Below are 20,014 nucleotides of genomic sequence, written 5' to 3'. Positions count from 1 at the left end.
TTTTAGTAATTAAGCCTCCTCCGAGAACAAAAGGAGAGAGAATGACGCATACCACACAAAGAGATGCCGCAAGGCGAGGAATCATCACAAAAGAATTAAAAACCGTTGCCGAATACGAGCAGATGCAGCCGGAGGAGCTGCTGGCTCTAGTGGCGAAAGGTCAGGTAGTCATACCGGCTAATAAGAACCACACCTGTTTGAAGCCTTATGGAATCGGCAATCAGCTGAAAACAAAAATTAATGTCAATCTAGGAACCTCAAAAGATTGTTTAGACATGGAAGTAGAACTTGCGAAAGTAATGGAGTCCGTCCGAATGGGAGCAGAATCTATTATGGATTTAAGTTCCTTTGGGGATACGAGAGCTTTTCGAAGAAAGCTGACGGCGGAGTGCCCGGCAATCATTGGAACCGTACCGATTTATGATGCCGTTGTGTATTACAATAAGGCCCTTCAGGAGATTACCGCGCAGGAATGGATTGATATCGTACGGATGCACGCAGAAGACGGGGTGGATTTTATGACCATCCATTGCGGAATCAATCAAATGACGGCAAGCCGGTTTAAAGCGGCGAAACGGCACACCAATATCGTATCTCGCGGCGGCTCTATTATTTTTGCGTGGATGGAGCTCACCGGAAATGAAAATCCGTTTTATGAACAGTACGATGAGATCTTAGAAATTTGCCAGCAGTATGATGTAACCTTAAGTTTGGGCGATGCGTGCCGGCCGGGAAGCTTGGAGGATGCAGGAGATATTCCGCAAATAGAGGAGCTTGTCACATTAGGGGAGCTGACGAAACGTGCTTGGGAAAAAAATGTACAGGTCATTATTGAGGGGCCGGGGCATATGCCGCTGAATCAAATTCAGGCCAATATGGAGATTCAGCAGACCATTTGTAAAGGGGCGCCTTTCTATGTTCTCGGGCCTTTGGTAACGGATGTGGCACCCGGTTATGACCATATTACGGCGGCCATCGGGGGAGCTGTTGCGGCGATGTATGGAGCCTCCTTTTTATGCTATGTAACGCCTGCGGAGCATTTAAGGCTGCCGACCCTTGAGGATGTAAAAGAAGGAATAATGGCTTCCAAGATCGCGGCTCATGCGGCAGATGTTGCAAAAGGAATCAAAGGTGCGAAGGATTGGGATTATAAAATGAGTGAAGCACGCCGTGAACTGGATTGGGAGAAGCAGTTCGAGCTGGCGATGGATGGAGAGAAAGCAAGAAGATACCGGGAAGAATCCTTGCCGGAGAAAGAAGATACTTGCACCATGTGCGGCAAAATGTGCGCCATGAGAAACGTCAATAAGATTCTTCGCGGCGAGTATGTCGACATCATGGATTAAACCGTTAAAGAGTTAGCAGATTTGATAAAATAAGGAGAAAGAGTATGTTTAGAAATATGATTGAAAATGTGAAGAATACAACCCCATTAGTGCACTGTATCACCAATTATGTAACGGTAAACGATTGTGCCAATATCTTATTGGCTTGCGGCGGCTCACCGATTATGGCGGATGAACCGGCGGAGGTGGAAGAAATCACGTCCATTTGCGGCGGACTTGCGATCAATATCGGCACGCTGAACCGACAGACTATTACATCCATGTTTATGGCTGGAAAGAAATCCAATGAAGTGGGACATCCGGTCATCCTTGATCCGGTGGGTGCGGGCGCTTCGGCCCTTCGAACCAATACAGCACTCGATCTAATGAAAGAAGTGAAATTCACGGTCCTGCGCGGAAATATCTCCGAAATAAAGACATTGGCTTACGGAAGCGGAACGACGAAAGGGGTAGATGCGGATGAATTGGATGCGGTCAGCGAGAAAAATCTAGAAATATCCGTTGAATTTGCCAAAAACTTTTCAAAAGAAACCGGAGCGGTTATAGCGATTACAGGGGCCATCGATATCGTGGCAGACAAGGAAAAGGCGTACGTGATCCGAAACGGACACCCGATGATGGCCAAAATCACAGGAAGCGGCTGTATGCTTACCGCTATGATCGGGGCATACTTAACGGCGAATCCGGATCATCCATTGGAAGCAACGGCTGCAGCTGTGACTGCCATGGGACTTTGCGGGGAAAAAGCGTATAACAAGCTGCAGGAAGCAAATTCAGGGAATTCCTCCTATAGAAATTATTTGATTGATGAAATCTTCAAATTAGATGGAGAGGAATTGAACAGAGGTGCGCGCTATGACATGTGGTAAAGAAGATGACATCAAAGGCGGTCATGAGTCAGGAACGCCTCTTGATGCAGCAGCTTTAAGAAAAGCATTGCTCGTTTATGCAGTGACCGACAGAGCCTGGCTTGGGGGCAAGAGCTTGTCCGAGCAAGTGGAGGATGCCTTAAAAGGAGGGGCATCCTTCATCCAATTGAGAGAGAAGGAACTGGATGAATCGGCCTTCCTAAAAGAGGCTTTCGAAATCAAGAAATTGGCGCAGCAATATAAGGTGCCTTTTGTAATCAACGACAATGTGGAAATTGCCATTCAATGCGGAGCAGACGGCGTTCATGTGGGACAGAGCGATATGCGGGCAGCGGCGGTACGAAAGCGCTTGGGGGAAAACAAAATTTTAGGCGTGTCGGTGAGCACGGTAGAAGAAGCCATTCAGGCAGTAAAGGATGGTGCCGATTATCTTGGCGTTGGAGCAGTGTTTTCTACGTTGACCAAATCGGATGCCGATCAGGTTTCCTATAATCAGTTGAAAGAAATCTGCAACGCCGTAACGATTCCTGTAGTTGCTATAGGCGGAATTACGAGAGAAAATATCGATCAGCTTTATGGCAGCGGCATACAAGGTGTGGCGTTGGTCTCTGCTATTTTTGGCGCAGAGAATATTCAACAGGCAACAAATCAATTGGTTGTTTTAGCAAAACAGTTGAGCGTATAAAGACGATGTGCGTAAAGGAGAAGAAAAAGAATGAAAACAGTACTGACAATAGCCGGTTCGGATTGCAGCGGCGGAGCCGGGATCCAAGCGGATATTAAAACTATTACAGCGCACAAAATGTATGCGATGAGTGCCGTTACGGCATTGACTGCGCAAAATACGCTGGGAGTTTACGGCGTGCAGGAAAGCACTCCTGACTTTTTAGCGTTACAATTAGATTGCATTTTCAGTGATATCAGGCCCGATGCGGTTAAAATAGGAATGGTTTCCAATGGAGAACTCATCACGGTAATTGCGGAAAAGTTGGTAGCATATCAAGCCGAAAATATTGTGGTAGATCCGGTGATGGTTTCGACAAGCGGAAGTAAGCTGCTAAGCGATGATGCGATCGATATTTTCACGAAAAAGTTGTTTCCGTTAGCAAGGATTATCACGCCCAATATTCCCGAGGCGGAAGCTCTTTGCGGATTTTGCATTCTACACCAAGAGGATATGCTGGCAGCAGCGGAAAAAATATCTGATGGTTTGAATCCTGAGTGCACGAGGAACCAAGCGGACGCAACCCCGAAAAATCAAGCGCGGCAGCCGGGGAATGCGGCCATATTCATAAAAGGCGGGCATTTGAAACAGACAGCGGATGATCTGCTGTACTGGAAAGAGCAGGGGCATTGGTTTCGAAGTGAACGAGTGGATAATCCCAACACACACGGCACCGGATGCAGTTTGTCTTCTGCTATTGCGTGCAATTTAGCGGCAGGCTGCGGGCTTGAAGAAAGTGTAAAACTCGCCAAGCACTACATCAAAGGGGCCTTGGCAGCCGGATTAAACTTAGGAAGCGGGAACGGTCCGCTAAATCATATGTATAATCTTCAAATCTGTGATACAATAAAATAAATAGCATAAAACGAAACAGGAGCAACAATGAATATTAAAGGAGCTATATTTGACATGGATGGAACGCTGTTGGAATCCATGCATATTTGGGAAACAGTAGGAAGCGATTATTTAAAAAACTGCGGAATCGAGCCGGCAGCAGATTTAAGAGAACAGATAAAGACCTTAAGTCTTCGTGACTGTGCGGAGTATTTTTACTTGCAATACGGGTTGGATGTACCGATTGAAGAAATCATGAGCGGGATAAATGAAACGATCGCAGACTTCTATGCAAAAGAGGTTTGGTTAAAGCCAGGGGCCTTGCAGTTGTTGGAAAAATTAGCACAGCGAGGAGTGGTCATGTGCATTGCTACCGCTACCGACCGTGAATTGGTTGAGGCGGCTTTGAAAACAACCAATATCCGTCACTTTTTTAAAGAAATCCTGACTTGTACAGAGGTTGGTGCAGGAAAGGAAAGCCCTGCAATATTTGAAAAAGCATTAACGGTTATGGGCGTACCCAAATCGGAAACCGTCGTTTTTGAGGATGCGCTTCATGCCATTCAGACAGCCAAAAAAGCAGGGTTTAAAGTCATCGCTGTAGGGGATCCCTTTTCAGAGCCAGATCGGGAAGAAATAATACAAATTGCAGATTATTATTACGATACGTTAGAAGAAATGCGATGCGAATCAATTTTATAAACAGGTAGGATATTTATCAGAATCCTTTAATTTTTATATTAAATATATAAAGGAATAGGCAAAATTCATATGGATAGGAAGAAAAAATACAGCAGACTAATTGTAACGGCAGGAGTGATTCTAGTAATTGTAGGAACAGTACCCTTTGCAATCAATGAATATATCCTAAAAACTACCCAGGCTGCTATTGTAAAAGAAATAGGTTCAGCCAAAGAAGTCAGCTTTGTTAAAGAGGAGTACGCCGATCTCAAAGAGTTGAATGCGGACTGTATTCTTGTGCTGGGGGCAGGCTTAAAAGCGGATGGCACACCGAATCATATGCTGGAAGACCGGCTTGAAGTAGGGCGGGCTTTATATGAAGCAGGATCGGCGCCTAAGTTGTTATTAACCGGAGATCATGGGCAAGAGGATTACGATGAAGTGAATGCGATGAAAACCTATATGCTGAATCATGGGGTACCGGAGGCGGATATCTTTTTAGATCATGCGGGCTTTTCCACGTACGATTCGATGTATCGGGCAAAGGATATTTTTGAAGTAAAGACAGTGATTGTGGTAACGCAGAAATATCATCAATACAGGGCGCTCTATTTAGCCGAAAAGTTAGGGTATAAAGCCTACGGCGTATGCTCTGACCAGCGAACGTATGCGGGACAGCAAATCAGGGATATTCGTGAAATAATAGCAAGAAATAAAGATTTTGTTAAGATCATGATAAAGCCGGACCCGACCTATTTAGGAGAGGCTATTCCGATCAGCGGAAATGCACTTGAAAGCTGGGATTAATTGCAGAAGGAAGGAACGTAAAGAGTGGCAGAATATGAAAGAATCATGCAGCCTTTTGAGCCTGTTTATAATAAAAATTCAAGGATATTGATTTTGGGTAGTTTGCCTTCCGTTAAATCGAGGGAAAACGGATTTTATTACGGACATCCGCAAAACCGGTTTTGGCGGATGCTGGCAGGTGTGTATGAGGCGGAAATTCCTCAAACAGTTTCACAGAAAAAAGAATTTTTGTATCAATGCAACATTGCACTTTGGGATGTGATTGAGAGCTGTGAGATAAAAGGGTCGAGTGACAGCAGTATTCGAGAGGTGGTTGTGGCAGATATCCATGCGGTTTTAGGGCAAGCTCCTATAGAAAGGATCTTCGCAAACGGTAAAACAGCACAGCGGCTTTACAATAAATATGCGAAAGAAAAGACCGGGCGCGAAATTATCGAATTGCCTTCGACCAGTCCGGCTAATGCGGCGTATTCGTTAGAAAAATTGATTCAAAAATGGGCGATTATTAGAGGATAAAGAAAAGATTAGTAGGGGAACTATATGGAGATTGTTTGGAAGAAAGAGGTCAGGGGAATTCTCTCAATTTTGATGATCGGTTGCCTGTTTATGGGTTTTGTGGATGCCTTCTGGCAGCCGGGGTATGCAATGAAATCGTTCTTTAAGATCATTGCATTTTTAATCTTGCCATTCTGTTATAGCTATGTCAATAAAAACGTTCCATTGAAATCATTGTTTGCGGTTAAACGGAAGGGTATGATTCATGCAGTACTAATGGCGGCTGGCGTATACGTTTTTATTCTTGCCTGCTATTTTACCATCGGAAATTTTTTTGATTTTTCACAAGTAACGGGGGCCTTAAATAAAAACGTTGGGGTAAATAAAGAAAATTTTGTATTCATTGCAATCTATATTTCCTTTGTTAATTCACTGCTGGAAGAGTTCTTCTTCAGAGGCTTTGTTTTCATGAATTTAAGGAAGTTGGCAAGCCGTAAATTTGCTTATCTGGTAAGTTCCCTTGCCTTTGCGATATACCATGTGGCGATGATGGCAGACTGGTTTTCCATAGGGCTTTTTTTATTGTTACTGGCGGCCCTTATTGCGGCCGGCTTCCTATTTAATCGGCTCAATGAGAAACAGGGAAATATCTATACGTCGTGGTTTGTACATATGTTTGCCAACTTTTCGATTAACACCGTGGGCTTTATCTTATTTGGTATCCTTTGATGTTACACTATTGGCAACGATAGCATACGAAAGCGGATACGGGATTGAAATCTGCGATAAAAGAGAGCATAATAAGAAGTATGTAGAAAAAAGGGGGATAAAATGATGAAAATTTTATGCAGAAAAGTAACCGGTATACGTTTAATCGGGATACTGTTCATAATGGTTATTACGGCGATGCCTGCATTTGCAGAAACGGCATACTCGGATGTACCGGCAGACAGCTGGGCGGTTCAATCGATAAAAGATGCGGGTACATATGGGTTAATGCAGGGACAGGCACAGGACAGTTTTGGATATGGGAAGACGATTACAAAAGCTGAATTTGCAACCATTCTTTGCAACATGTTGAAATGGCAGGCTGTCAATCCGGAACAGGCATCCTTTTCGGATGTATCAAAGGATCAGTGGTATTACTCCTATGTAGAGACCGCATTAGCAAATAATGCAATGGATAAAACCGGCAGCTTTTTACCGGATTCACCTATTACAAGAGAAGAAATGGCGGTCATGTTTGTAAAGGCTTTAGGGCTTTCTGATGCGGCGAAAACGGCAGAGTCTTCTGCTGTACCGTTTACGGATGTAACCACAAACAAAGGGTATATAAGTATCGCTTATGATATAGGAATGATTAATGGGATTTCCGACAATTCCTTTGCACCTGGCAATACAGCAAAACGCGAGGAGGCAGCAGCGATGCTGACGAGAGTGTATGCAAAGTATTATGGGAAAACAGATTTCTTGCATGGGTTTTATGCGATTTCTTCTTATTCCCAAAAGGACTTAACCAGCCAAATGGATGCGGTTACGTTCGGATGGAGTGCGATGGAAAATGATGATAAAGGCGTATGGCTGAATACAGGAAGCGACGGCGGCAATCAGTTTAAGATTCCGTCCGGTTACGAGGATATTCTTTCTTATGTATCGGGAAATGGCACGAAAGCACACTTAGGCGTATATATGGACACTTCCGCAGGAGTGAAAGAGTTGCTTTTAAGTGCAGATAAACGCAAGGTCGCGGTAGATGCAATAATGGCAGAACTTACAAAAACGTATGATGCGGTTGGGAAAAATCCGTACAGCGGAGTGACGATCGATTTTGAAGGGCTAAAGGGGTCCGACGTAAAGCAGGGTTTTAACGCATTTTTGACGGAACTTTCAACACAGCTGAAGGCTCAGAACAAAACCCTTTATGTAACCGTGCAACCTGCTCTTTCCACAGGAGCGTATTATGACGGATTTGATTATAGAACCATCGGGCAGCTGGCAGATAAAGTGATCTTAATGGCCCATGATTATAACCCGACTTCTTTAGAGGGTTATACCGGAACAGAATGGTACAAAAACACGGCGGTTACGCCGATAGGAAGTGTATATTATTCGTTGAAAGCCATCACAGACAGTACGACAGGGGTGGCGGATAAAAATAAAATTGTGCTTGCGGTAAGCTTTGCAACCGTGGGCTGGGAACTTTCCGACGACGGTAAATTGCTTTCTGTTTCTCCGCTTCATGCCGATACGGAAGCGGTCTATAAGTGGATGAATACCGCAGGAGCGGAAAAGGGATTTTCAACCGTTTATAGAAATCCATATTTGAAATACACTACCCCAGAGGGTAGAAATGTATTTCTATGGTATGAAAATGAGCAGAGCATGTTTGAAAAAGCAGCGCTTGCCAGAATGTTTGGAATCAATGAGATTTCAATCTGGCGGTTAGGACTCATACCTGATTACAGCGGATATAATGCGATAGACAGTTTAAAATAGTCTAAAATGCCATGTATAGAAAAAATACAGATTCTATATATGGCATTTTTTTAATGTAAGGGGTAGTAAAGCTGAAACCGATTTTAGCGGATACGGCTTATTTGTTTCGTTTTTATTAAAAAATTATTTACTATTGATTTTAATAAAATTATAGTTTATATTTAATATTATTAAAGGAGGGACCTGTATGGCAATAGAAATTGTACCGGAATGGATGACAAATCTCGATGATGAAGACATTTCTTTTATTAAAAAGTTTGTAATGGCATCGGGATCATTAAAAGAGATCGCGAATCAATATGGAGTTACTTATCCTACTGTTCGGCTGCGGCTGGATAAACTCATTCAAAAAATACAGATTAATGAAAATGGGGTCAACGAACCCTATATCGCATTAATAAAACGTCTGGCGGTAAATGAAAAATTAGATTTCGATACGGCTAAGGTTTTAATCAGTGAATATAAGAAAGTTCAAAGGGGGGATACACATGTTTAGGACGACGATCGCTCTCATCGCTGTATTACTTATTATAGTAGGAATAGTTTTCTTGCAGATATTTCTTTCAAAAAAGAAGAATAAATGGCTTGGACTGATATTGCCGCTTCTTTGCTTGGGCTATTCTTTTTTGATGCTTCTGGGCATTATGGTGTATGATAGCATGGGTGCGGGAGAAATTTTGGCTTTATTTTCAGTAACCTTTATTACAGCAAATATTCCCACTATTGTTCTGCTGGCTATATATGCTGCATGCAGAGAAAAATTTAAAAAGGATAAAGAAATAGAAAAGATGAATATTCAAGATTTATAACCGCTTATGATAAATTGTAGGCTAGCGGTTATAAAGATATGAACTATAACGATACGAGTGTGATAGTGAGGGTTTATGATGAGTCAATCAAAACAGGATAGATTTTCTAACGAAAAATATTATCAAACGGTTACTTGCGGGGAAATGAAAGAAATAGAACGGAAAGCCGATGCATCGGGTCTCAGCTATTATAAAATGATGGAAAATGCAGGGAAAGCCGCTGTTCAGGTTATACTTGAGACACTAAGTAAAAAACTCGACATTCAGGGGCCTCCATATCCAGCAGATGCCGTGATCTTTTGCGGCAAAGGGAACAACGGGGGAGACGGGTACGTGGCGGCAAGAGAATTGGCAGCAGCAGGGGTGAATGTAACGGTTGTCATGGCCGATGGCGAGCCAAGGACGGAAGATGCCATAAAAAATGCAAACATTGTTCTGAGACGAGGGACGCCGGTCATTGATGCAAGGGCATACTTTGACGCGATTCCTGAAATCGTGGAAGCGGCGGATTTTATAGTGGATGCGATCTATGGCACAGGTTTTCATGGTCAGTTATCCGAAACAGTGCGGGCATGCACTGCGTTGATAAATGAAAAAAGCCGAAAAAATAGTCCGGACCGTAAAAAGCTGGTGTTTGCGCTGGATATCCCCACAGGATTAAATGGGGATGCCGGAGAGCCGGACCCAGACACGATTACGGCGGACTATACTATTGTTTTTCATCGGACAAAGCCAGTACATGAATTGGATGAAGTGGCCCCTTACTGCGGTGAAATTGTTGCAGTCGGAATCGGCATCGATTAAAAGTTCTCCTTATTGAAATCCATGCCACCGTTTGGCGGCGTCATTTGCCCCCTACCGGGGGCACCTTGCCCGCCGCCTTTGCCGCCTCCCTGACCTCCCAGTGCGGAAAGTGTGATACCAGAAGCATCCATTAAGCCGGAATTATCGGCAGCTTGACCATCGGCAGTAGATGGAATGGTTCCGTTAAGCTGGCCTTGTATACTTTCTGCCCTCAATGTCAGCAGCTTGTAAAACATCGGCGTTGCAGTTTGGAATTCTTCGTAAGTGCAGAAAGCGGTTGCATCTTTTTCTACATATGGACTGATTGCTTCTACGATATGGTCATATTTATTTTCAAATTCATTGCTGTTGACGTAATCAACGAGATCTTGCAAGTATTCATGGTATTTCACAAGATAGTCTTTATTAGACAGTAGGGCATTAACCAGTGGCCGGTCTTCCATGGATACGCCGCTGACCGGTGTATCGATAGGGAAATTGACTGTTGAAGATGCGGTCCCTCCAAAACCGCCGAAAGCCAGATTGTAATCCCAAGGGAGGACTGAAACAACCCCGTCCTTTTCGCTCAAGAAGTAATTCTGCTTCATATCTGAAATATAGCTGTCTAGATTCACGGTAAAGGTATGAGCAGCCAGATATCGAATGAGCTGATCCACATCCCAATAGGTTTCCATATCCGTTCCTTCATTAAGCGCCTTAATCGACGCGATAACGTTGGAATAATCTTCTTCATCGGTTTTCTTAAAGACTGCATTGCTGAATATAGCGGTATAGCTTTCCCAATTGTCATCCGAGTAAACTAAATCTCCGCCTGTGCTGCCACCTCCACCGCCATGCATCCCCATCGCGCCACCAGAGGTATTGTTTCTGTGCATGCCCATCCCACCGCCAGAGGTATTATTGTTCCTTGGCATGCTCATCGCACCCTCAGAAGCTGCATCTGCTCCTTCCGGCCGCTCGTTGCCGGGAGGACCCATCATGGAAACGTCGGGAGGTATACCCATTGCACCTTTAGAGGTATTTATTGATTCTTGCCCTTTACCTCCGTTGCGATCCATACTTTTTACACTGTATAGATTGTTATCTTGTGTCCCGTATACCCTTGAAACAAAACTGTCACTATATGTTTCCACTGCAACATATAGGCCCCACGGTTTTCCGTTTACAGTGATATTGGCAAAGGTTGTTAAAGGCGCATGGACATCTGCAGTGCGCATTAGATCGTAAGCAATATAATCCTTCAAATACGTATAGTCTGCCTGGAGATTATTCACTGCCAGACTGTCAAGACCGTAGCAGGTTTGATCGACATATTTATCAAACTTAATCTTGAAACTAAAGCGGTCACTGTCGCTGGAAGCTACTTGTGTCAAACTGGAGTTTCCTTTGGGACGTATTCCGACTTGGGATAAGCTTTTTCCGGCAATCGTCATGTCGCAGGATATGAATTCTTCGGCAGTGGCATTATCGAGCATATTCTGCCACTCATCCTCATCTGCGGTAATATCAATAGAAATAACATCTTGATCGAAAATTTTTGAAACATATTCCGGTTCCGCAGCAGAGACAGAGAGTTTCCCTGTATGGACTAGCCATGTCCCGATCCCGGCAGCTGCCACAAGAGCCGTAATGAGAAGCCACGCGATAAAGGGGGTATATTTACTTGTAATCATAATCGTTTCTCCTATACACTTTTAAACGCGTTTTGGCTAGCTAGGACATATATTCGCCGTTATAACTTACCAAGGTTGTTCGGGCTACCCCTTCAATCTGGTTAATTTCATTTACAAAATTGGATTCGGACTCTTTTAATCGCACTTCAATGGATAGTTCACTTGCGTGTTCATAAACCGTTTTAGACTTCAACATACTTTTCTTTGTTCCTTGCTTTACAATTTTCAATATTTCACTTTCTGCTTCTTCGCCGGCACAATGTACGAGCAGCATGTAAGGCTTGTCATTCACCTTTTTGTTGGCGAAGATGAAAAGGATAACGCCGATGATTGCAGAGCCAATGATAGCCAGCGGAATGAGGCCTGCGCCCACGACGATCCCGACAGCGATCGCCCAAAACAGGAATGCGATGTCCAGCGGGTCTTTTACAGCGGTACGAAAACGAACGATGGATAAAGCGCCGACCATACCTAACGAAAGGACGATATTGGTCGTGATGGCTAATATAACAAGGGTTGTAATAAGAGACATCGCTATTAGCGAAACACCAAAAGCAGAGCTGTACATGACGCCGGAAAAGGTTTTCTTATAGATTGCAAAGATAAATAAACCGATCAGAAAGGCAGTAATCATTGCAATGATTGTATTGACGGCAGAAAAAGAAGTTGCGCTTTCTAAGAAACTATTTTTAAAAATATCGTTAAATGTCATAATTTTATCTCCTTTTTACATTTCGTTGATGTGCTTTTTATGATGAAACATTATCATTAGTACAATCTTGAAAATGCATACTTTGAAAATGAAGAGGCTTGCCTGTTTTTAATTCGTACGAGATCGTGAAGATAGGACGGCAAGAAAGAATCATATTTGACTTCCAGTACTCTGCCGACCGGCAGGGGATAAGCTGCTGTATTCGGTTCTAAGAAATCATGGACGAAAGAGCCGCGCCGAAGATTACTGTCAATCGTTATCCGAACATTGCCGACCGGATGAACGAAAGCTTCCCTCCTGTAAATGACGATACTTTTAGGGCGCAGCAGCTGCGTAGACATCTTGATGTACAATTCAAGCAGCAGCGGGTGGTCGGTATCTTTCAGCCAATCCCAATCACCGTTCAATATAGACTGGCATTGTTCTTTCGTTATGTTGGCATTTTCTTTGTGACAAAGATGGTTATTTTTACATTTCTTCTCCAAACGCATAAAACTGGTATTGTTATTGTAGTACCGGATTCTGAATTTGCTCCGGTGCTGCACTCCGTCTAATTTCTCTTGAAGAGCAATATTATTTAATGTGTCAAAATATAGACTTTTGACCGTATATCCCCCTTTCTCGTCTGCAAAAGAGTCAAGGGCCGTAACTAATAAAAGCCGTTGCTTGAGCTCTTCACTGTCAATGATATTAATTGGATGCTTTAACTCATGCCGATAAAACGTTTTCACTGTAATTCCCTTCCTTATTAAAATGTTGTCTGATAAAACTCTCATTGACCCTATGATTTCTCATGAAGTGAAAGAAACCGAAAGGATTTCACGATTTTCTTAGTATAACAACCAAACGTGGATATTGTGAGATAGAAATATGAAAAAATGGTGAAGATAGAATAGGAACTTTTTTGTTTAGAAATGAAAAAAGAGGTTATATATAAAAGTATTCTTTTGCTGTGCAAGTTTGAATTATGGTTTATTTTATGATAATATAGTCATAGGAGAATTCTACAAATCCAAGATTTGTGAATTCTTCTTGTAAGTCTGCTTACAATTTGCTTTATAAATTGGGCAGGCTATTGTCTGTAAAGATCAAGAGAAAGTCGAGGAAATAAATGAACATTTTAATTTCAAATGATGATGGGATACATGCAAGAGGCATTATGGAGCTTACAAGGTCCTTATCACAGGCAGCAAATGTGTATGTATGCGCACCCCATGTAGAAAGAAGCGCAGCAGGCCACAGCATTACGGTGAGGGCAGGACTGGAAGTGAATAAGGTACCCTATGAGTATGCAAAGCTTGCTTATGAGATAAATGGAACCCCGGCAGATTGTGTGAAATTAGGGATTCTCCTTTTAAAGGACAAAGGCATTCCTGTAGATATGGTTTTTTCAGGTATTAACCACGGAGGAAATATGGGAACCGATACGCACTATTCAGGAACCGTGTCTGCAGCGATTGAGGGCTGTATTTGCGGAATTCCTTCGGTAGCTGTCTCTGTAAACCATCACAAACCTCAGTATTTTGAAACTGCTGGTGAAATTGCCATAAGGGCATTACAGAAAGCGACAGGTAAATTGGATGCCAAGACTGTACTGAATATTAACGTTCCGGATATACCGAAGCAACATCTGAAGGGAATACGGATCACCAGACTCGGACCGAGAGAATATGATGGCTGGTTTCGCAAAGAATCGGTTCAAGGAGAAGAGCGAAGTGTTACTCAATACTGGTACAGCGGTAAACCGGTCATATACAATGATTTGCCGGAAGACTATGATGTGATTGCCGTTCAGGATGGCTATGCATCTATTACACCGCTTCAATTTGATTTTACCAATCATCAATTGATTGAAGAAGTAAAGAAATGGGGGATATTATAATGAACGTTTTAAGAATAAGAAAAGAAGATTCCGTTTTAGTGGCTATTGATTTCCAGGAAAAATTGATGCCGGTCATGCATGATGCCAAAAAACTGGAACAGACGATGGGCAAACTGATTAAAGGCTGCCGCCATATAGGTGTACCGGTTCTTGTGACGCAGCAATATACCAAAGGCTTAGGTGCTACGATTGAAAAATTATCCGATGCATTAACCCAAGCACTGGATGAAAACAGCGAAAAAGCTGTTTTTGAACCAATTGAAAAGACAAGCTTTAGCGCAATGGGTGAGCCTGAATTTGTAAAAGCCTTAGAAGCGAGCGGGAAAAAGACGGTTATTATGACCGGGATAGAAGCTCATATTTGTGTACAGCAGACTACATTGGATTTGCTGGAAGCAGGGTATCAGGTATTTTTAGTGGAAGATGCAGTGGAGTCAAGAAGCAAAGCAGACAAGAAGACGGCACTCCGAAGAATGGCTCAGTCCGGTGCAATCGAAACGACTTATGAGGCGGTGCTTTTTGAGTTGGTCGGAGGCGCAAAACAGCCTGGATTTAAGCAGATTTCAGCGATCGTGAAATAAATAGGAGCGAATAATCAAGTACATTTTACACAGGATAAAGATACCCGCCAACATGCAAAAGACGGAATAAAAAAGATGAAGAAAGAGAATTGCAATGGGCATATTTAAAAATGAAATAAGCATAGAAAACAGAGACATTTTAAATGAATATTTAACGTCATTTGAATATAGGACTTCGGGTTTATCCTTTTCTTCCTTATATATGTGGAGAAATGAAAATGAATTTACGTGGGAGATTTTCGGTGATTACATGGTTGTATCGGGGATCAGTCATCTGGAACTGGATACACCTGAATATTTTATATTTCCGCCTCTTACAAGAAACGGAACGTATGAGCCGGCAGGGGTGAAAGAGGCTATCGATGCGGCAAGAAAACGGTTTCAAGAAAAAAATCAGAAGTTTAGCTTGCGGTTGATTCCTGCACACATGCTGAACATATTGGAGACCGCTTTTCCGAATGACTTGGAATTTACCGCAGACAGACCCAACTATGATTATCTCTATCTAAAAAAGGATCTGGCTGAATTAAAGGGAAGGGCCTACCACAGCAAGAAGAATCACTTAAATTACTTTTTAAACCACTATCAGTATGAGTATGTAGCGCTCACACCCGATATGCTTGGCATTGTCAGTGCTTTCCTGAAAGAATTCAATGCGCGTAAAAATGTCTCGGAGCATGAAAAACATTGGCTCAAGATGGAAGAGTCTGCGATGCATGATGTGGTTCGAAACATAGATAAGCTGGACTATCTCGCAGGGGCGATTATCATCGATGGCAAAGTGGAAGCATTTACAATCGGGGGGAGATCAGGGCAGCATACGGTGACTGTTCACGTGGAAAAGGCGAATAGCAATATCAGAGGACTCTATCAAGCCATCAACAATGAATTCTGCAAGTACTTGGATGACTCCGTGGAGTATGTAAACCGTGAAGAAGACATGGGCATCGAAAACCTTCGGAAGGCAAAATTGTCGTACAAGCCTATTGAAGTCGTGGAAAAGTATATCGCCGTGTTTAAATAATACGGCAAGGATGGTTCATAGGAAAGATGCTCCCTTATTAACAATTAAAACAGGCAGTACAACATTTTTGATCTAATTTGTGAAAACAATCACATTAAATCATAAAAAATATACTATATTTAAAGTCAAATTGATATTAATGGTAAAAAATTGTGAAAAAAATCACAATTGATAAAGATTTTCTATTGCAATTCAAAAAATGTGTGCTATTATTATAATGTTGGTACCGTATAGCTTGGGCAACTTGCCGAACTTATTAGGGAGGATCGGCATTGACAGTATATGGTACATCTTTACATCTTATTGAGATGAAGATATTTGCAAGTGGTTTTAAGGAGGACAAATTACATGAGAGAAGTAGTAATAGTAAGTGCAGCTAGAACACCGTTAGGAAACTTTGGCGGTTCATTAAAGGACATCAAGACATCAACTTTAGGTGCTATCGCAGTGAAGGAAGCTGTTAAGAGAGCTGGAATCGATGCAGCACAGATCGATGAAGTAATCATGGGTTGTGTATTACAGGGCGGACTAGGACAGAACATCGCTAGACAGATTTCCGTTGAAGCGGGTATTCCTATTGAAGTACCTTCCATGACAATCAACAAAGTTTGCGGTTCAGGGCTTAGAGCAGTTGCTTTAGCAGCACAGATGATCAAGGCTGGAGATGCTGACATCATCGTTGCTGGTGGTGCTGAAAATATGTCCAAGACAGCTTATGCAGTTCCTTCCGCTAGATGGGGAGCTAGAATGGGCAACGCTAGCATGGTCGACATGATGGTATATGATGGTCTTACTGATGCATTTAACAACTACCACATGGGTATCACAGCAGAAAACATCTGTGATCAATGGGGTCTTACAAGAGAAGAATTAGATGCATTTGCAGCAGCTTCACAGCAGAAGGCAGAAGCAGCTATCAAAGCTGGTAAATTCAAGGATGAAATCATTGCTGTAGAAATTCCTCAGAGAAAGGGTGATCCTATCGTATTCGATACAGATGAATTCCCTAAGTTCGGAACTACTGCAGAAGGTCTTGCTAAGTTAAAGCCTGCATTCAAGAAAGACGGTATGGTAACAGCTGCTAACGCTTCCGGTATCAATGATGCTGGTGCTGCTGTAATCGTTATGTCCAAGGAAAAGGCTGATGAACTAGGAATTAAGCCTCTTTGCACAATTAAGTCTTATGCGTCCGCTGGTGTAGATCCTACAATCATGGGTATCGGACCGGTTCCTTCATCAAAGAAGGCGCTTGAAAAGGCTGGATTAACAATTGATCAAATCGATTTAATCGAAGCAAACGAAGCTTTCGCAGCACAGTCTGTAGCTGTAGGCAAGGATCTTGGAATCGACCCTGCAAAGCTTAACGTAAACGGTGGAGCTATCGCGATCGGACATCCAATCGGAGCTTCCGGAACAAGAATTCTTATCTCTTTAATCCACGAAATGATTAAGAGAGATGCGAAGACTGGTCTTGCTACACTTTGTATCGGTGGCGGACAGGGTACGGCATTAATCGTAGAAAGATAATAATCGCGTATAGCGTTTCTAAAAAAGCAGTCATGCATATGACTGCTTTTTTTACTGCACGGATTACATGGGAAGTGTCCCGTTTTGCATAAATATAAATAGCTTTTTATTACGGAAAGTTTTCTGACATCGTAGCGGAGCTAATTCCGGGCAAGGTGTTGACATTTAAAATAATCCATGCTATCATATATTTTCAGTACTTTAATTTGATAAAGTGGAAAACGGAAACAGGGATAAAACGATAACATGATGGAGGGAAACAAAGATGAAAAAATTAGTAGCTATTTTACTGGTAGTATGTAGCGTATTTGTTATTTCGGGTTGTGGATCGGCAGAGAAAACGGATAAAAACGCGAACGATTTGACTGGTTGGGACTACATACAGGACAAAGGTGAACTGGTTGTGGGACTGGATGATACCTTTGCACCAATGGGCTTCCGTGACGAATCCAATCAGCTTGTAGGATTTGACATAGATCTGGCGAATGCGGTTGGCGAAAAGCTTGGAGTCAAAATTGCTTTCCAGCCGATTGACTGGGATGCCAAGGAAATGGAGTTAACTTCAAAGAGAATCGACTGTATATGGAACGGAATGTCCGCTACTGAAGAGAGACAGAAAAATATGGCGCTTACCAAGAAGTATTTAAATAATAGAATTGTTATATTTGCGAAAGATGACAGTGTGAAGATCAATTCCGTAGAAGATTTAGCAAAATATAATATCGGAACACAGGCTGATTCCTCCGCTTTGGAAGTGATGCAAGCAAATGAAGCTTATGACAGCTTTGCTGATAAAGTATCCGAATACAAAACTTATGATGAAGCGATTATGGACATGAATGCAGGAAGAATCGACTGCATCGTAGTGGATGAAGTGTTAGGCGAATACAAAAATTCAAAGATGGATAAAAAAATGGTACTTAGCGATTACACCTTCGGCGATGACTATTATGCAATTGGATGCAGACAAGGTGAAAACGATGTAGCAGATAAAATTAACGAAGCGATCGAACAGCTGATCGAGGACGGAACCGCTACTGAAATCAGCAATAAGTGGTTTGGACGTGACATCGTTATTTTGGAAGGCTATGATAACAATTAAGGAGCATTAAGTGAGTAATTTTATTTCACAAATGGCAGAAACCTTAGACTATGTGGGCGTGCTGATGCCGTCTTTATTGCAAGGAGCTTTGATTACGGTCAAGCTCTTTGTTTTTACGTTAATCTTTGCTCTGCCGTTAGGACTGCCTTTTGCATTGGGCAGCAACTGTAAGATTCCGCCTTTAAGGTGGATATCGAGAATATACATATGGATTTTCAGAGGAACGCCTCTGATGCTCCAGTTGTTCTTCTTTTATTTTTATATCCCGATAGCCTTAGATATAAGGCTAGATGCGTTTACAACGGCTGCCATTACTTTTGTACTGAATTATGCAGCTTATCTGGCGGAAATTTACCGTGGAGGGATTGAAAGTATTGACAGGGGCCAATATGAGGCAGCACAATCACTGGGTTTAGGCAAAGGACAGACCATGTTCGGCATTATTCTGCCTCAAACTATTAAAAGAGTGTTGCCGGCGGTTTCCAATGAAGCGATTACCCTGATTAAAGATACCGCGTTGGTATCGGTGCTGGCAGTAGGAGAACTTCTAAAAGCAGCCAGAGGCGCCGTTAACAGAGATCAGGATACGTTGGCGTATGCTTTAGCGGCAGCAATCTATCTGCTCTTTACATTCTTATTAACGATGCTGTCCAACTATTTGGAAAGACGTTATTCAAAGTATGAGGCGAAGGAGTAGCAAAATGGAAACTATTTTAGAAATGAAAGAAATTGTAAAGCAATTTGCAACTTGCTTGGCGTTGGATCACGTGAACTTTTCCATAAAAAAAGGAGAGACTGTAGCTATTATAGGGGCTTCCGGCTCCGGTAAAAGTACGCTGCTTCGCTGCATTAATTGCTTGGAACGGATTACAAGCGGGAGCATTACACTGAATGGAGAGACTTTTGTCAGCAGTAAGAATGGCGTGGCGCAATACTTGCCGGATTCAAAGTTAAGAAATATTTGTGCTGAAACAGGAATGGTTTTTCAACATTTTAATTTATTTCCTCACATGACTTGTATGGAAAACATCTGTTATGCACCAATAAAGGTAAAAAAGAAAAGCCGTGGAGAGGCAGAAGAAAAAGCAAAAAAATTATTAGACCTAGTGGGACTTGGGTACAAAGCGGATGATTACCCGACCCAGTTGTCCGGCGGTCAGAAGCAGCGAATTGCCATTGCAAGAGGCTTGGCCATGGAGCCGAAAGTAATGTTGTTTGACGAACCGACCAGTGCGCTCGACCCGGAAATCACAGGGGAAGTACTAAACGTTATGCGTAAACTGTCTGAAGATCATGTGACGATGGTTATCGTCACCCATGAAATGAATTTTGCCAAGGAAGTGGCAGATCGGATTATCTATATGGATAAGGGAATCATCGTGGAAGAAGGAACTGCCGAAGACATTTTCCAAAATCCGCAGACGGATCGATTGAAGGAATTCCTAAGCGCTATTTTAGGATAGGTGAATCAAGAAATGATAAAGGCTATCTCAGAAGTTTATTATTTGGATAGCCAGTACCTCCGGATTGGTTTGCAAAATGAGTCTTTTCAGAAATTTATCTCACAGCTTTCAGATAGAAAAGCAAACTCGCTGCGCTCAAACAGTGCTTTTCTTCGTACTTCATACTCACTGAAAGCTTTGCTTGC

General features: G+C 42.5%; 22 protein-coding genes. 19 read left to right on the top strand and 3 right to left on the bottom strand.

Going from position 1 to position 20,014, the window contains the following annotated elements:
• The first annotated feature begins 41 nt into the window (after positions 1 to 41).
• From thiC to JYB65_RS06955, 12 genes are all read left to right on the top strand, one after another.
• On the top strand, positions 42 to 1,346 hold the full coding sequence (thiC, locus tag JYB65_RS07010) for a phosphomethylpyrimidine synthase ThiC (RefSeq protein ID WP_206581942.1): 1,305 nt from the start codon (positions 42 to 44) through the stop codon (positions 1,344 to 1,346).
• A gap of 44 nt (positions 1,347 to 1,390) precedes the next feature.
• Entirely contained in the window at positions 1,391 to 2,215 is an 825-nt protein-coding gene (gene thiM / locus JYB65_RS07005) for a hydroxyethylthiazole kinase (protein ID WP_206581941.1), read from the top strand.
• Entirely contained in the window at positions 2,202 to 2,900 is a 699-nt protein-coding gene (gene thiE / locus JYB65_RS07000; protein WP_206581940.1) for a thiamine phosphate synthase, read from the top strand. The genes thiM and thiE overlap by 14 nt, the downstream gene beginning before the upstream one ends.
• 30 nt (positions 2,901 to 2,930) lie before the next feature.
• Complete coding sequence (gene thiD, locus JYB65_RS06995) at positions 2,931 to 3,794, top strand: bifunctional hydroxymethylpyrimidine kinase/phosphomethylpyrimidine kinase (RefSeq protein ID WP_206581939.1); 864 nt, start codon at positions 2,931 to 2,933, stop codon at positions 3,792 to 3,794.
• Positions 3,795 to 3,821: 27 nt separating this feature from the next.
• Positions 3,822 to 4,475 (top strand): HAD family hydrolase, encoded by a 654-nt coding sequence (locus JYB65_RS06990; protein WP_206581938.1) that lies wholly within the window; start codon positions 3,822 to 3,824, stop codon positions 4,473 to 4,475.
• 69 nt (positions 4,476 to 4,544) lie between these two features.
• Positions 4,545 to 5,261: a SanA/YdcF family protein gene (locus JYB65_RS06985; protein ID WP_206581937.1), complete on the top strand. Its 717-nt coding sequence runs from the start codon at positions 4,545 to 4,547 to the stop codon at positions 5,259 to 5,261.
• A gap of 24 nt (positions 5,262 to 5,285) precedes the next feature.
• The gene (locus JYB65_RS06980; RefSeq protein ID WP_342366635.1) at positions 5,286 to 5,777 is read left to right on the top strand and encodes a DNA-deoxyinosine glycosylase; all 492 of its coding nucleotides are present in this window, start codon (positions 5,286 to 5,288) and stop codon (positions 5,775 to 5,777) included.
• A gap of 24 nt (positions 5,778 to 5,801) precedes the next feature.
• Positions 5,802 to 6,485 carry a CPBP family intramembrane glutamic endopeptidase gene (locus tag JYB65_RS06975; RefSeq protein ID WP_245156618.1) on the top strand — a complete coding sequence of 228 codons (684 nt, stop codon included), beginning with the start codon at positions 5,802 to 5,804 and terminating at the stop codon, positions 6,483 to 6,485.
• Between the two features lie 102 nt (positions 6,486 to 6,587).
• Entirely contained in the window at positions 6,588 to 8,252 is a 1,665-nt protein-coding gene (locus JYB65_RS06970) for an S-layer homology domain-containing protein (RefSeq protein WP_206581936.1), read from the top strand.
• Positions 8,253 to 8,439: 187 nt separating this feature from the next.
• Positions 8,440 to 8,748 (top strand): DUF2089 family protein, encoded by a 309-nt coding sequence (locus JYB65_RS06965; protein WP_206581935.1) that lies wholly within the window; start codon positions 8,440 to 8,442, stop codon positions 8,746 to 8,748.
• Complete coding sequence (locus tag JYB65_RS06960) at positions 8,741 to 9,061, top strand: hypothetical protein (RefSeq protein ID WP_206581934.1); 321 nt, start codon at positions 8,741 to 8,743, stop codon at positions 9,059 to 9,061. The genes JYB65_RS06965 and JYB65_RS06960 overlap by 8 nt, the downstream gene beginning before the upstream one ends.
• 75 nt (positions 9,062 to 9,136) lie before the next feature.
• Positions 9,137 to 9,865: an NAD(P)H-hydrate epimerase gene (locus tag JYB65_RS06955; protein ID WP_206581933.1), complete on the top strand. Its 729-nt coding sequence runs from the start codon at positions 9,137 to 9,139 to the stop codon at positions 9,863 to 9,865.
• Here the strand turns inward: JYB65_RS06955 and JYB65_RS06950 are convergent.
• The 3 genes from JYB65_RS06950 to JYB65_RS06940 are packed head-to-tail and all read right to left on the bottom strand — an operon-like array spanning position 9,862 to position 12,981.
• Complete coding sequence (locus JYB65_RS06950; RefSeq protein WP_206581932.1) at positions 9,862 to 11,538, bottom strand: CotH kinase family protein; 1,677 nt, start codon at positions 11,536 to 11,538, stop codon at positions 9,862 to 9,864. The genes JYB65_RS06955 and JYB65_RS06950 overlap by 4 nt on opposite strands.
• Before the next feature lie 40 nt (positions 11,539 to 11,578).
• The gene (locus JYB65_RS06945) at positions 11,579 to 12,250 is read right to left on the bottom strand and encodes a DUF4956 domain-containing protein (RefSeq protein WP_206581931.1); all 672 of its coding nucleotides are present in this window, start codon (positions 12,248 to 12,250) and stop codon (positions 11,579 to 11,581) included.
• A gap of 56 nt (positions 12,251 to 12,306) precedes the next feature.
• Positions 12,307 to 12,981 carry a polyphosphate polymerase domain-containing protein gene (locus tag JYB65_RS06940; RefSeq protein ID WP_342366634.1) on the bottom strand — a complete coding sequence of 225 codons (675 nt, stop codon included), beginning with the start codon at positions 12,979 to 12,981 and terminating at the stop codon, positions 12,307 to 12,309.
• A gap of 380 nt (positions 12,982 to 13,361) precedes the next feature.
• Here JYB65_RS06940 and surE point away from each other — a divergent pair, with 380 nt between their 5' ends.
• The 7 genes from surE to JYB65_RS06905 all read left to right on the top strand — a co-directional run bounded on the left by surE (position 13,362) and on the right by JYB65_RS06905 (position 19,829).
• Positions 13,362 to 14,132, top strand: a complete 771-nt coding sequence (gene surE / locus JYB65_RS06935; RefSeq protein WP_206581929.1) for a 5'/3'-nucleotidase SurE — start codon at positions 13,362 to 13,364, stop codon at positions 14,130 to 14,132.
• Positions 14,132 to 14,713 (top strand): hydrolase, encoded by a 582-nt coding sequence (locus JYB65_RS06930; protein WP_245156617.1) that lies wholly within the window; start codon positions 14,132 to 14,134, stop codon positions 14,711 to 14,713. Before surE ends, JYB65_RS06930 begins: the two co-directional genes overlap by 1 nt.
• Positions 14,714 to 14,807: 94 nt before the next feature.
• Complete coding sequence (locus tag JYB65_RS06925; protein ID WP_206581927.1) at positions 14,808 to 15,737, top strand: DUF2156 domain-containing protein; 930 nt, start codon at positions 14,808 to 14,810, stop codon at positions 15,735 to 15,737.
• Between the two features lie 348 nt (positions 15,738 to 16,085).
• Positions 16,086 to 17,264, top strand: a complete 1,179-nt coding sequence (locus JYB65_RS06920) for an acetyl-CoA C-acetyltransferase (RefSeq protein WP_206581926.1) — start codon at positions 16,086 to 16,088, stop codon at positions 17,262 to 17,264.
• A gap of 265 nt (positions 17,265 to 17,529) precedes the next feature.
• A complete protein-coding gene (locus JYB65_RS06915; RefSeq protein WP_206581925.1) occupies positions 17,530 to 18,366 on the top strand; it encodes an amino acid ABC transporter substrate-binding protein in 837 nt (278 codons plus the stop codon).
• Between the two features lie 31 nt (positions 18,367 to 18,397).
• On the top strand, positions 18,398 to 19,063 hold the full coding sequence (locus tag JYB65_RS06910) for an amino acid ABC transporter permease (protein WP_206582212.1): 666 nt from the start codon (positions 18,398 to 18,400) through the stop codon (positions 19,061 to 19,063).
• 4 nt (positions 19,064 to 19,067) lie between these two features.
• A complete protein-coding gene (locus tag JYB65_RS06905) occupies positions 19,068 to 19,829 on the top strand; it encodes an amino acid ABC transporter ATP-binding protein (RefSeq protein ID WP_209010500.1) in 762 nt (253 codons plus the stop codon).
• Positions 19,830 to 20,014 lie beyond the last annotated feature (185 nt).

Origin of the sequence: Clostridium aminobutyricum (genome assembly GCF_017255415.1) — a bacterium.
GTDB lineage: Bacteria > Bacillota > Clostridia > Peptostreptococcales > Anaerovoracaceae > Aminipila > Aminipila aminobutyrica.
Note: the sequence above shows the minus strand (reverse complement) of the source record. Positions and strands in the feature narration are given on the sequence as shown.

What these genes read in the sequence shown, in the direction of transcription:
- thiC (WP_206581942.1), top strand. Translation starts at nt 42, where the DNA reads ATGACGCATACCACACAAAGAGATGCCGCAAGGCGAGGAATCATCACA.
- JYB65_RS06910 (WP_206582212.1), top strand. Translation starts at nt 18,398, where the DNA reads ATGGCAGAAACCTTAGACTATGTGGGCGTGCTGATGCCGTCTTTATTG.
- thiE (WP_206581940.1), top strand. Translation starts at nt 2,202, where the DNA reads ATGACATGTGGTAAAGAAGATGACATCAAAGGCGGTCATGAGTCAGGA.
- JYB65_RS06920 (WP_206581926.1), top strand. Translation starts at nt 16,086, where the DNA reads ATGAGAGAAGTAGTAATAGTAAGTGCAGCTAGAACACCGTTAGGAAAC.
- surE (WP_206581929.1), top strand. Translation starts at nt 13,362, where the DNA reads ATGAACATTTTAATTTCAAATGATGATGGGATACATGCAAGAGGCATT.
- JYB65_RS06970 (WP_206581936.1), top strand. Translation starts at nt 6,588, where the DNA reads ATGATGAAAATTTTATGCAGAAAAGTAACCGGTATACGTTTAATCGGG.
- JYB65_RS06945 (WP_206581931.1), bottom strand. Translation starts at nt 12,250, where the DNA reads ATGACATTTAACGATATTTTTAAAAATAGTTTCTTAGAAAGCGCAACT.
- JYB65_RS06905 (WP_209010500.1), top strand. Translation starts at nt 19,068, where the DNA reads ATGGAAACTATTTTAGAAATGAAAGAAATTGTAAAGCAATTTGCAACT.
- JYB65_RS06985 (WP_206581937.1), top strand. Translation starts at nt 4,545, where the DNA reads ATGGATAGGAAGAAAAAATACAGCAGACTAATTGTAACGGCAGGAGTG.
- JYB65_RS06960 (WP_206581934.1), top strand. Translation starts at nt 8,741, where the DNA reads ATGTTTAGGACGACGATCGCTCTCATCGCTGTATTACTTATTATAGTA.
- thiD (WP_206581939.1), top strand. Translation starts at nt 2,931, where the DNA reads ATGAAAACAGTACTGACAATAGCCGGTTCGGATTGCAGCGGCGGAGCC.
- JYB65_RS06925 (WP_206581927.1), top strand. Translation starts at nt 14,808, where the DNA reads ATGGGCATATTTAAAAATGAAATAAGCATAGAAAACAGAGACATTTTA.
- JYB65_RS06930 (WP_245156617.1), top strand. Translation starts at nt 14,132, where the DNA reads ATGAACGTTTTAAGAATAAGAAAAGAAGATTCCGTTTTAGTGGCTATT.
- JYB65_RS06950 (WP_206581932.1), bottom strand. Translation starts at nt 11,538, where the DNA reads ATGATTACAAGTAAATATACCCCCTTTATCGCGTGGCTTCTCATTACG.
- JYB65_RS06915 (WP_206581925.1), top strand. Translation starts at nt 17,530, where the DNA reads ATGAAAAAATTAGTAGCTATTTTACTGGTAGTATGTAGCGTATTTGTT.
- JYB65_RS06955 (WP_206581933.1), top strand. Translation starts at nt 9,137, where the DNA reads ATGATGAGTCAATCAAAACAGGATAGATTTTCTAACGAAAAATATTAT.
- JYB65_RS06975 (WP_245156618.1), top strand. Translation starts at nt 5,802, where the DNA reads ATGGAGATTGTTTGGAAGAAAGAGGTCAGGGGAATTCTCTCAATTTTG.
- thiM (WP_206581941.1), top strand. Translation starts at nt 1,391, where the DNA reads ATGTTTAGAAATATGATTGAAAATGTGAAGAATACAACCCCATTAGTG.
- JYB65_RS06990 (WP_206581938.1), top strand. Translation starts at nt 3,822, where the DNA reads ATGAATATTAAAGGAGCTATATTTGACATGGATGGAACGCTGTTGGAA.
- JYB65_RS06965 (WP_206581935.1), top strand. Translation starts at nt 8,440, where the DNA reads ATGGCAATAGAAATTGTACCGGAATGGATGACAAATCTCGATGATGAA.